The organism is Acinetobacter sp. GG2 (assembly GCF_000292385.1).
Lineage (GTDB): Bacteria > Pseudomonadota > Gammaproteobacteria > Pseudomonadales > Moraxellaceae > Acinetobacter > Acinetobacter seifertii.
Window position 1 is genome coordinate 73,332 of record NZ_ALOW01000030.1, and the last position, 11,318, is coordinate 84,649.

The following is an 11,318-nucleotide window of genomic DNA, read 5'->3' on the forward strand; positions in this document are numbered from 1 at the left end:
AAGATCTAATTAAGATGGATTCGACAATTGTTGTTGAATCCATTTTACATTTTCAGGGGTAAATAAACGGTCAATATTTTTCCAAATAATATGATAACCGTATCCGCCTTGCTTCATTTCTTTAACTGCATCATCAATTGCCCAATGTTCAAAAATAATTCGATACATCGCTACGCTAGCACCAGTACGGTCTGAACCGTGGTAGCAGTGTAATAAAACACGTTGATTATTTTGTTTAGCAATTTTAATTTGCTGCATGACTTCTAACAGGTCTTGTCTGTTAATTGCCCATGTATCGATAGGAATGTGAACAAGATTAAAATTCTCATTTTTAAATACTAATTCATCTGAGTCTTTAGCTCTTAAATTAATGATAGTTCCGATTTCATGACGTTTTAATTCGGGAATCATTGCAGCATTTGGTTGTTCGCTACGAAAAACATCATTGCTCACTTGATAGAAATTATGTGTTTGAGAAACTAAAGTTCCCCAATCTTTGGGTCTATGCTCATGTGCAATGCTTTCATGTTGCATACATCCCTGTAGGTTTAGACACAGAACAAGGGCGATGAGGGAGATTTTTTTCATGTTTGATACCGTCGAAGCTCATGAGGGTCATGGGCACAAATAATTTCAATCGTTGGCTCATGTTGAGCCAAATGCTGTAATTTTTTAAGGTTAATAAGACGCTTTTCATTATCTTCTGCAAACGTTTTTTCCAGAAGGGTCAGCGATCTTAATTTATTTGCAGGATTTAACTCTAGATGTGAGTAGTAAGCATCTCCGCAGAACAACAGCCACTGATTTTGTTGTTTGATGGCAATACCACAATGTCCAGCGGAATGGCCTAATAATGGCACCATTAAAATTTCATCTTGGAATAACGGAAAACCTTTTACTTTTTCAAGATTAAACCATTTTTCACCTTGCTGATATTCAACGAAATTCCAGTATCGATGCTGATTATATTGATTGGTTCTATAGCGAAGTTTACCTTTAAAATTAGGTAATTGTGCAGCATTATATTCAGTGGCTAAGACATGAACTGTGGCATGAGGAAAGTCAGAAATGCCACCTGCATGGTCAAAGTCGAGGTGAGTCACAAAGATGTGCTGTACATCTTTAGGATGAAAACCTAGTTTTTGTATTTGCTGGATTGCACTGAATTCAAGATTCGTCTCAATTTTCCCCAAACGTTTAACTAAAGAGCCAAGGCGTTGTTGCATGTGTAAATAGTCTTGCAGACCAAATCCTGTATCAATGAGTACAAGCCCGCGGTCCGTCTCTATTAAAAGACAATGGCATACCACTTCAGCTTTCCAGCCTTTCTGCCCAAATAAAGGTGCGCAGACAGGACACATACTGCCGCATTTTAAATGATGAATTTTATGGATCATGATTATTGTTTTTTGAACAAACTCCTTGGAAGTTATAACTGATCTCGACACTAAAAACCATGTGTATTCAATAATGAAAAAAAGCCATCGGGTGAGATGGCTTGGAGATGGAAACATTTGGTTCTATGTTTGGGCTAGTTTTCTTTATGCTTTTTTTATTATTGGTTACGCAGTTTGCTTGTCTTGAAAATAAGCATTTCAGATGCTTGCCTACGCACTACGTTTGTCCTGCGCTTCGATTAAAGCCTTTTTAAAGGCTTTAATCTAACTCACAGCATAGCTGTTCGTCTTGCGTTCAGAGCGAGCGATGCTCGCTTTATCCTCACTCATCAGGTTGGGGTGTGAGGCGCAAATAAGGTTTTACTGCGGTATAGCCTTTAGGGAAGCGCTGTTTAATTTCTTCTTCATCTTTTAAAGAAGGAACAATCACAACATCTTCACCTTGTTTCCAGTTCGCAGGCGTAGCCACTTTATGCTTATCTGTTAATTGTAATGAATCCACGACACGTAAGACTTCGTTGAAGTTACGACCAGTTGAAGCAGGGTAGGTAATAATTAAACGAACTTTCTTGTTTGGATCAATAATGACTAAAGAACGAACTGTAAGTGTTTCACTCGCATTTGGATGAATGAAATCGTAAAGTTCAGACACTTTACGGTCTTTGTCAGCAATAATTGGAAAATTAACCGTAGTATTTTGAGTTTCGTTAATGTCGTTAATCCAGCCTTTATGCGATTCAACATCATCTACAGATAGGGCAATCGCTTTAACATTACGTTTTTCAAATTCGTCTTTTAATTTTGCTGTATAACCTAACTCTGTTGTACATACAGGTGTATAGTCAGCGGGATGTGAAAATAAAATGCCCCAACTATCGCCTAAAAAATCATAAAAATGAATTGTGCCTTCACTTGATTCTTGTTGAAAATCAGGGGCAGTGTCTCCTAATCGTAATGTCATGATCTTTCCTCAGTTGCTTAAAATTTGTTATGTGTTGAAATGAATATGACGCAATTTATTTATTATTAAAATTATTGTTTTTTTATTTTATTATGAATTTTTTATATAAGTGTAAATATGTATGACTAAAACTCACTAATTTAAGAACTGAATCAATGTAACTTTAAGATAAATTTGCTAAATTAGATTTCTCGGAAGTTGTGTTCAATAGATGAGCGTTAATATTGAGTTTTTAGGTGCCGGACATATTCAGCGGCCTTAGAGAAAGGTTGAAACCGTTTGTCTAACTATCAGATTTTTTTTATGGGTTTTGTGCAAAACCCTTGTACTTCAAATTTCTGGCACCATAATAAACGACTGAGAAAAAATTTATTCATTTGACCAAGCAAGATTTAGAGAGTTTATCCATGTTGGCAAGTCTGATCGGAGGTATCTTCGGTACAAAAAATGAGCGTGAACTCAAACGCATGCGCAAAATTGTTGAGCAAATCAATGCGCTCGAGCCGACGATATCAGCTTTAAGCGATGCAGACTTATCTGCAAAAACTCCAGAATTCAAACAACGTTATAACAATGGCGAAAGTTTAGATAAGTTACTCCCTGAAGCGTTTGCAGTTTGTCGTGAGGCAGCAAAACGTGTAATGGGCATGCGTCACTATGATGTGCAATTGATTGGTGGTATTACTCTACACGAAGGCAAAATTGCCGAAATGCGTACCGGTGAAGGTAAAACCCTTATGGGTACTTTAGCGTGTTACTTAAACGCATTAAGTGGTCAAGGCGTTCATGTGATTACTGTGAACGATTACTTGGCACAACGTGATGCTGAGTTAAACCGTCCATTATTTGAATTTCTAGGTTTAAGCATTGGTACAATTTATTCAATGCAAGAACCGTCAGAAAAAGCAGCGGCTTACCTTGCTGACATTACCTATGGTACCAACAACGAATTTGGTTTTGACTACTTACGTGACAACATGGTGTTTTCTTTAGCAGAAAAGAAACAACGTGGTTTGCACTATGCCATTATCGATGAAGTTGACTCAATCTTAATTGATGAGGCGCGTACCCCATTAATTATTTCTGGTCAAAGTGAAGACTCTTCACACCTCTATACTGCAATCAATACGATTCCACCAAAATTACATCCGCAAAAAGAAGAAAAAGTTGCCGATGGTGGACATTTCTGGATTGATGAAAAGCAGCGTTCAGTTGAAATGACTGAAATCGGTTATGAAACTGTAGAACAAGAACTCATTCAAATGGGCTTGTTGGCTGAAGGCGAAAGCTTATATTCAGCAACAAACTTAAACCTTGTTCACCACGTGTCTGCTGCTATTCGTGCGCACTTCTTATTCCAACGTGATGTTCACTATATTATTCATGATGGTGAAGTGATCATTGTTGATGAGCACACTGGTCGTACAATGCCGGGTCGTCGTTGGTCAGAAGGTTTGCACCAAGCAGTTGAAGCAAAAGAACGCTTGGAAATTCAGCCTGAAAACCAAACTTTAGCAACAACTACATTCCAGAACTATTTCCGTCTTTATAAAAAGCTTTCAGGTATGACAGGTACTGCTGATACTGAAGCTGCGGAAATGAAAGAGATTTACGGTCTTGATGTTGTCATTATTCCGACTCACCGACCAATGATTCGTAATGACCAAAACGATTTAATTTATTTAAACCGTAATGGTAAATATAATGCGATTATTCAAGAAATTATGAATATTCGCGAACAAGGTGTTGCACCGATTCTAATTGGTACAGCAACCATTGAAGCCAGTGAAATTCTATCTTCTAAGTTGATGCAAGCTGGTATTCACCACGAAGTGTTGAACGCTAAACAGCACGAGCGTGAAGCAGACATTATTGCTCAGGCGGGTAGCCCAAATGCAGTAACAATTGCAACCAACATGGCTGGTCGTGGTACAGATATTATCTTAGGTGGTAACTGGAAGGCGAAACTTGCCAAGCTTGAAAACCCGACAGCAGAAGATGAAGCTCATCTGAAAGCACAATGGGAACAAGACCACGAAGATGTATTGCAAGCAGGTGGTTTGCATATTATTGGTTCTGAGCGCCATGAATCACGCCGTATTGACAATCAGTTACGTGGTCGTGCGGGGCGTCAAGGTGACCCTGGTGTTTCTCGCTTCTATTTATCTCTTGAAGATGACCTTATGCGTATTTTCGCAGGTGACCGTGTTGTTGCCATGATGCGTGCAATGGGCTTACAGGAAAACGAAGCGATTGAACACAAAATGGTAAGCCGTTCTATCGAAAATGCACAACGTAAAGTTGAAGCACGTAACTTCGATATTCGTAAGAACCTATTGAAATACGATGACGTGAATAATGAACAACGGAAGATCATTTATTCACAACGTGATGAAGTGTTAGCTGAAAACACTCTACAAGAATACGTTGAAGAAATGCATCATGAAGTCATGCAAGCCATGATTGCTAACTTTATTCCACCAGAGTCCATTCACGACCAATGGGATGTGGAAGGCTTGGAAAATGCTCTACGTATTGATTTAGGCATTGAGTTACCAGTTCAGGAATGGTTAGAGCAAGATCGTCGTCTTGATGAAGAAGGTCTAGTTGAACGTATTAGCGATGAAGTGCTTACACGTTATCGTCAACGTCGTGCACAAATGGGTGATGAATCAGCAGCAATGCTTGAGCGTCATTTCGTTTTAAATTCTCTTGACCGTCATTGGAAAGACCATTTGGCTGCAATGGATTATTTGCGCCAAGGTATCCACTTACGTGGCTACGCGCAAAAGAACCCAGAGCAGGAATACAAAAAAGAAGCATTTAACTTGTTTGTAAACATGTTAGGCGTTATTAAAACTGATGTTGTGACTGATTTGTCTCGTGTACATATCCCAACACCAGAAGAACTTGCAGAAATGGAAGCTCAACAACAACAGCAAGCAGAAGCAATGAAGCTTTCTTTTGAGCATGATGATGTTGATGGCTTAACTGGTGAAGTGACTGCTTCTCAGGAAACACTCAATGAGTCGGTTGATAACCAACAAATGTTCCCTGTTCCTGAAAGTCGCAATGCACCATGTCCATGTGGTTCTGGTTTAAAATATAAGCAGTGTCACGGCAAAATTTAATTTGCTTGATAAAAAAAAGCAGAACAATTGTTCTGCTTTTTTTTGGTTTGTAGTAAGCCTGTGAATAATGTTTGCAGTTTTAAGCATTAAATGCTATTTACTTCTCATCCAGAGTGTATGTTGGAAAGACAATGAAAAAAGTATTACAACCCTTATTTTTAGCTGTTCTTGCTGTGCCAAGTTTTGTTTTCGCAGCAGAAACAACTTCAGCCCCTCAAACAACAACGGTTGCTAAAGTTCGTGCAGCAACTGGTCCAACTTCGGCTCAGGCTGTAGTGAAGCAAGAAAATACGACGGTAATTAGCCCTCGTACAGGTATTCGTTATACATTGGGTAATACAGGTAATCGCCCAATCATTTTACAAACTGCTGCGATTGCTCCAGCAAACTCTGCAAACATTAATCGTATTGTTGCAACTAACCCAGCGTTGTCTGCGAAAAGCCAAGAAAAAGCAAAAATTGCTTTAATTGGTGAAGCCGCAGTTGCGGGTGCAGCAGCTGTAGCAGCAAATAATGTAACTGCTCCAGCCGCTACAAATGGTGTTGCGCCAGCAAACCCTGCATCAATGAATTAATTTTCATATATAAAAAAAGCCGGTCAATTTTGAACCGGCTTTTTTATATTAGGGTGTTTGAAAATATTTAAATCTGATTATTTACATCGTCATTTTTTGTTTCACGTATTAATAAGAACGCGACCAATGATAAAAGTGATGCTGCTGTCAGATAATAACCTACAGCATATAAACCGTAAGTTTCAGCAAGTTTTGTGGCAATGAGTGGAGCAAACGATGCGCCAAAAATACCAGCTAAGTTAAAGGTTAATGCTGAGCCAGTATAACGAACTGAAATTGGGAAAATCTCAGAAAGAACTGTACCAATTGGGCCATAGGTTAAACCCATAATTGATAGGCCAGTACATAAGAAAAGAAAAACGATAAGAGTATTGCCAGACTCTAACATGCTAGAGAAGAATAATCCGAAGATCGCAGCAGCAATACATACGCCAACTGAAGTGGCTTTACGTCCAAATTTTTCTGCAAAAATAGCAGATAAAGGAATGAATGCTGCAAAACAAAGTGTCGCAAAAAGTTGAAGTTCTAAAAACTCACCACGTGCATACCCCAGTTTCGTCGTTCCCCAGTTAAGCGCGAACACTGTAGTGAGATAAAATACAACGAATGTACAGATCGCTGCAATCGTGCCGAGAATAAGCTTACCTGTATGTTTGGTAACGACTTCTTTAAATGGAATATTAACTTCTTTTTGTTTATCTAAAACTTTCTGGAAAGCTGGAGTTTCATGGAGTTTTAAACGGATATATAAACCAACAATGACCAAAATTGCACTCGCAATAAATGGAATACGCCAGCCCCATTGCATGAATGCCTGTTCAGGAATAGCAGCACTTAAAAGTAAGAATGATCCCGTTGCTAAAATAAAACCAATAGGGGCGCCAAGCTGTGGGAACATGCCATACCAAGCACGCTTACCTTCTGGTGCATTTTCAGTTGCAAGTAGTACAGCACCACTCCATTCGCCCCCTAAACCTAAACCTTGTCCTAGACGGCAAGCCGCTAGTAGTAAGGGAGCCACAATCCCGATTTGAGCATAAGTTGGAAGTAGGCCAATACATACCGTTGATATACCCATGGTCAGCAAAGCTGCCACTAGTGTTGCTTTACGGCCAATACGATCCCCTAAGTGGCCAAATAAGGCTGCACCGATAGGACGAGCAATAAAGGCAATCGCAAAGGTTGCCAGAGACTGTAAGACTGCGGCACTGCCACTGCTAGCAGGGAAAAACAGGTGTGGAAAGATAATCACGGCAGCAGTTGCATAGATATAAAAGTCGAAGAACTCAATGGTTGTACCGACTAAGCTTGCAAATAAAACTCGTGCTTTTGAATTAGTGGCTACTACAGGAGCAGCAGTCGCAGAGGTTGACTCCATATAAGTCCTTATATCAATTAAAATTTATTTTTAGTTTGCTATCCTTTTTTAAAAGATAATTTTCTTAAAGAATAGCGTGAAAGAACATCATCCATGACTCTTTCAGGATCACTGAATATGAGTGAAAAATGGACTAAATAACGTACCAATAGATTGCAAGAAAGTGTGCTCCTGCACCTAAAAGCACAAAAATATGCCAGATTGCATGGGTATATCTTACCTTTTTTAATGCGTAAAACAATGCTCCAACCGTATAAGCTAAGCCCCCAGTAATTAAGAATATCAAAGCATCTTTACTTAAATAAGTACGCATATCATCCATTACAAAAACGGCAAGCCATCCCATTAGAACATAGGCAAGTAAAGAGATTTTCTGAAAACGGTGAATGAAAACTAACTTGAAAAGTGTACCAATTGCAGCAATGGCCCAAAGTGCAATAAGTAATATATGGGCTTTGGATGTAGGTATCGCAATACTTAAAAACGGGGTATATGTTCCTGCAATTAAGTAATAAATAGCAGTGTGATCGAGTTTTTTATACCAGTAACGTAAGTTTTGGGTTTGCGCAAAGTGATAAAGAGTCGAACTGGTAAAAACGAGAATTAGGCTAAAAGCGTATACCCACAAACCTACCCACTGAGCAGTTGGAAGATAAGATCCTTTTATAATTAAAAGGATAGCGGCAACCACGGCCATAATAACGCCAGCACCATGGCTATAGGCATTAAAAAGTTCTTCTTTGGGGTCGTAAGTTTCTAACACCGATTTACTCATAAGTTTATTTTTTTGATTAAAAATACAAATGTATAGAAATACAAAACAGTCGTAAAGTTATTTTATTTTTAATCCTATACCCTTTAAACTTTCAGTTTATATGAGTCACCATTCTTTAGGTATATCTGTGTCGGTTTTCTCCTTTGAGCAAGAACAGCAATTCTTTCATGAAATCAAACAAATGCTTGATGAGCAGAGTTTTGAGCGTTTGATTTTGAGTCAATATAAAGGAGAGTTGGCACAACTAGAAAAAATCACTTTTCGTATTGTAGAGTTAAATGGGCAAAAGCAGCTTTCAGCTTTATATCACCATAGTACTCAAGATGTGACTAAAAACTATACCTTTGAAGAGGGTTTAGAACAGATCGCAACGTTGATTGTGCAATGTAAACAAGCAAATTTATTTTCAACTCTGCAAGAAATTCAGCTTAAAAAAAATAAGAAAAAAGCCATGCTTAACATTGGGAAAAAACAAAGTACGAATATGTCTCCAACTGTACAAGCGCATGATCGTGAGAAACAGCGTTATGTACAGCAGAGTAGTGCATTTCTAAAAGAGCTTGGTATTACCGATGAAAAAGCTCAAATCATTCCAAGTATGGCTCGAAAATGGAAGCAGATTAATAAATTTATCGAAATTTTTGCGAGCGCGTATGAACAAATTGATGCAGAGCAAAAAGAATTACGCATCGTCGATTTTGGTTCAGGGAAAGGTTATTTAACTTTTGCTTTGTATGATTATTTACAGGAACAACAAAAGATTCCTTTAATTACGGGTGTAGAGCTGCGCCGTAACTTGGTGGAGTTCTGCCAGAATGTGGCAGACAAAGTGCATTTTAATCATTTGGACTTTTTTGAAGGCGATGTTCGTAGTTATCAGCCAGAAAAACTGGACGTTATGATTGCTTTGCATGCGTGTGATATCGCGACTGATTTTGCCATTCATACCGGAGTTCGTTTGAACGCTTCAATGATTATGTGCGCACCGTGCTGTCACAAAGAGTTGCGTCCACAACTACATAGTCCTGAAGTTCTACAACCGATGCTACAGTTTGGTATTCATGCTGGGCAACAAGCTGAGATGTTGACCGATACATTACGTGCGTTACTTTTAAAAGCGTATGGTTATGAAACTAAAGTTTTTGAGTTTGTATCACTTGAGCATACCAGCAAAAACAAAATGATTTTGGCAACAAAACGCAAGAATGTTTCACAACCTGATGCGAAGATTATGGCTCAAATCCAAGCATTAAAAGAAATGTACGGGATTAAAAAACATACCTTGGAACTGTTATTACAAGATCAATTGCCGATCGAAAATATTGGCTGCAAATGCTAGGAAGATGAGTGAATGTATAAAGTTATAGCGGATGATTGGGAGCAGCTTGAGAAAGATGCAAAATACATCCGTGAGCAAGTCTTCATTCAAGAGCAAGGCATTGCGCCTGAAGATGAATGGGATGATTTTGACGCCACTGCTGTGCACTTTATGGTGTATGACAAAGAGCAGCCTATCGCTACAGCACGTTTGTTGCCACAGCATAGTGTAGGGCGTGTTGCCGTTTTAATGCCTTATCGAAAGCAGGGTATTGGTAAAATTTTAATGCAGCATATTATTGACTATGCGCGTAACCAGAAACTGCCTTATTTAAAGCTTTCCGCGCAAACTTATGTGACAGCTTTTTATGAAGCTCTAGGTTTTAACGTGCAGGGTGAAGTTTACCAAGATTGTGGTATTTCACATATTGATATGATTTTAGCGTTAAGTTGAGATTCCTTTGTAGAAATCTCAACTTTGAATTACTTCATCGCATTCCAGTTTTCGATGGCTTGTAAGCCAGTCTCTAAACCAACTTCGTAACTATAACGAAGCTTTTTCGGATTTGTGGTTAAACGTCCAGCCATATTTTTAAGAGGCGGTGGACATACCTCTAAAATTTGCTGTTCAGGGTTACTGCTACGAACAAATTCAACTGAAGCATTATAACGGGCACAGCGGTTACGCAAGCTATTTGCAAAACCGTAATGGTGTTTAAAAGCATATTTTGCAAGGAATTGGTCGCCTCGACTACTTGCTTTAAAGTAGTTCTTCGGGCGAGTACGTAAAACTAATAGCTTTTTGACACCACTTTGCTGAGCCGTCCAGCGAACGGGTAAGGCATCTGCAACGCCGCCATCAAAGTATGGTTCACCCATAATATCGACGGGATGACGCGTTAAAACCGGAATTGAGCTAGAAGCACGCAGTGCATTTAACAGATTATCTTTACCAGCACGAAGATACTCAGCATGACCTGTTTTAGCATGCGTCAACACCATATAAAAATCTGGATTTTTGGCAAAAAGGCTCTGTTGATCAAGAGGATGTTCTTTTTCACCAATTTCCCACATCCATTTTAAATCAAGTAAATCGCCACCTTTAAAGAAGCGCTTATAATCGATAAATTCAGGACGCAGTGAATGGTCAACATAAAATGTTAAAGTTCGGCCTTGCTGACCTGCTAAGTAGTTAGCCACATTGGTCGAACCGGAAGATACACCAACATATAAGTCAAAAGGATTGAACTGTTGTTGTAGAAAAGCATCAAGTACACCACTGGTAAAGGCACCACGCATGCCTCCACCTTCTACAACTAGTGCATTGCGGGAAAAATCTGTCATTTGAAAAATATCTGATTACTGATGTGAATGCTGATGTTCTTGCATGTCCATTCCAGGCATGTTGTCATGCTGACTTTGTTGATCTGTCGATTTTTCAGCTTTTTGTTGCATTTCGTGCTGTTGAGCTTTGCGCTGAGCACCTGGCATATAGTCAGGTTCATTACTCATTGCTAAATAGAAAAAGCCAAGGAAAATCGCACTTAAAACACCAACGATCAGAACAAATTTCCAGCCTAAAACTGCTGATTCGGAAGAATTTTTATCGGACATAAGGATTTCTCGAATGTGCTGTAGAAGCACAAAAATGAAGTCTATTTATAGCATATTTAGGCTGTAGGCAGAAATCTTAAAGGGCATAAAGAACATAAAGAAAAACCCATATAAATAAAATATATTTATATGGGTAAGGTTTATGCAGTTTTTAAATATTCATTACGTCT

At 38.8% G+C, this 11,318-nt stretch carries 11 protein-coding genes; 4 read left to right on the plus strand and 7 right to left on the minus strand.

The genetic code is table 11. The annotated features are described in order from the left end of the window. Positions 1–9: 9 nt before the first annotated feature. From B554_RS0107100 to B554_RS0107110, 3 genes are all read right to left on the minus strand, one after another. Complete coding sequence (locus B554_RS0107100) at positions 10–588, minus strand: dual specificity protein phosphatase family protein (RefSeq protein ID WP_019457510.1); 579 nt, start codon at positions 586–588, stop codon at positions 10–12. Further along, on the minus strand, positions 585–1,397 hold the full coding sequence (locus B554_RS0107105; protein ID WP_019457511.1) for an MBL fold metallo-hydrolase: 813 nt from the start codon (positions 1,395–1,397) through the stop codon (positions 585–587). The genes B554_RS0107100 and B554_RS0107105 overlap by 4 nt, the downstream gene beginning before the upstream one ends. A 322-nt stretch (positions 1,398–1,719) precedes the next feature. Continuing rightward, a complete protein-coding gene (locus B554_RS0107110; RefSeq protein ID WP_019457512.1) occupies positions 1,720–2,358 on the minus strand; it encodes a peroxiredoxin in 639 nt (212 codons plus the stop codon). Positions 2,359–2,765: 407 nt separating this feature from the next. On the opposite strand from B554_RS0107110, the gene secA reads away from it, so the two are divergent. After that, a complete protein-coding gene (gene secA, locus B554_RS0107115; RefSeq protein WP_019457513.1) occupies positions 2,766–5,489 on the plus strand; it encodes a preprotein translocase subunit SecA in 2,724 nt (907 codons plus the stop codon). Positions 5,490–5,620: 131 nt separating this feature from the next. Beyond that, positions 5,621–6,064, plus strand: a complete 444-nt coding sequence (locus B554_RS0107120; protein WP_019457514.1) for a hypothetical protein — start codon at positions 5,621–5,623, stop codon at positions 6,062–6,064. A 67-nt stretch (positions 6,065–6,131) separates the two neighbouring features. On the opposite strand, the gene B554_RS0107125 is transcribed toward B554_RS0107120, so the two are convergent. Both B554_RS0107125 and trhA read right to left on the minus strand, forming a co-directional pair. Further along, positions 6,132–7,442, minus strand: a complete 1,311-nt coding sequence (locus tag B554_RS0107125; RefSeq protein ID WP_019457515.1) for an MFS transporter — start codon at positions 7,440–7,442, stop codon at positions 6,132–6,134. A gap of 133 nt (positions 7,443–7,575) precedes the next feature. Then, on the minus strand, positions 7,576–8,217 hold the full coding sequence (gene trhA / locus B554_RS0107130; protein WP_019457516.1) for a PAQR family membrane homeostasis protein TrhA: 642 nt from the start codon (positions 8,215–8,217) through the stop codon (positions 7,576–7,578). A gap of 127 nt (positions 8,218–8,344) precedes the next feature. Between trhA and B554_RS0107135 the strand changes: the two genes are divergently transcribed. Together B554_RS0107135 and B554_RS0107140 are read left to right on the plus strand one after the other, a co-directional pair. After that, positions 8,345–9,556, plus strand: coding sequence for a class I SAM-dependent methyltransferase (locus tag B554_RS0107135; protein WP_019457517.1), 1,212 nt, complete (start codon positions 8,345–8,347; stop codon positions 9,554–9,556). 12 nt (positions 9,557–9,568) lie between these two features. Next, complete coding sequence (locus B554_RS0107140; RefSeq protein ID WP_019457518.1) at positions 9,569–9,988, plus strand: GNAT family N-acetyltransferase; 420 nt, start codon at positions 9,569–9,571, stop codon at positions 9,986–9,988. Between the two features lie 29 nt (positions 9,989–10,017). On the opposite strand, the gene B554_RS0107145 is transcribed toward B554_RS0107140, so the two are convergent. After that, on the minus strand, positions 10,018–10,878 hold the full coding sequence (locus B554_RS0107145; RefSeq protein ID WP_004885324.1) for a patatin family protein: 861 nt from the start codon (positions 10,876–10,878) through the stop codon (positions 10,018–10,020). 15 nt (positions 10,879–10,893) lie between these two features. Continuing rightward, entirely contained in the window at positions 10,894–11,148 is a 255-nt protein-coding gene (locus B554_RS0107150; RefSeq protein ID WP_019457519.1) for a hypothetical protein, read from the minus strand. Positions 11,149–11,318 lie beyond the last annotated feature (170 nt).

Excerpts from the sequence above, each read along its gene's own strand:
- B554_RS0107100 (WP_019457510.1), bottom strand. The coding sequence starts at position 588 with ATGAAAAAAATCTCCCTCATCGCCCTTGTTCTGTGTCTAAACCTACAG.
- B554_RS0107105 (WP_019457511.1), bottom strand. The coding sequence starts at position 1,397 with ATGATCCATAAAATTCATCATTTAAAATGCGGCAGTATGTGTCCTGTC.
- B554_RS0107110 (WP_019457512.1), bottom strand. The coding sequence starts at position 2,358 with ATGACATTACGATTAGGAGACACTGCCCCTGATTTTCAACAAGAATCA.
- secA (WP_019457513.1), top strand. The coding sequence starts at position 2,766 with ATGTTGGCAAGTCTGATCGGAGGTATCTTCGGTACAAAAAATGAGCGT.
- B554_RS0107120 (WP_019457514.1), top strand. The coding sequence starts at position 5,621 with ATGAAAAAAGTATTACAACCCTTATTTTTAGCTGTTCTTGCTGTGCCA.
- B554_RS0107125 (WP_019457515.1), bottom strand. The coding sequence starts at position 7,442 with ATGGAGTCAACCTCTGCGACTGCTGCTCCTGTAGTAGCCACTAATTCA.
- trhA (WP_019457516.1), bottom strand. The coding sequence starts at position 8,217 with ATGAGTAAATCGGTGTTAGAAACTTACGACCCCAAAGAAGAACTTTTT.
- B554_RS0107140 (WP_019457518.1), top strand. The coding sequence starts at position 9,569 with ATGTATAAAGTTATAGCGGATGATTGGGAGCAGCTTGAGAAAGATGCA.
- B554_RS0107145 (WP_004885324.1), bottom strand. The coding sequence starts at position 10,878 with ATGACAGATTTTTCCCGCAATGCACTAGTTGTAGAAGGTGGAGGCATG.
- B554_RS0107150 (WP_019457519.1), bottom strand. The coding sequence starts at position 11,148 with ATGTCCGATAAAAATTCTTCCGAATCAGCAGTTTTAGGCTGGAAATTT.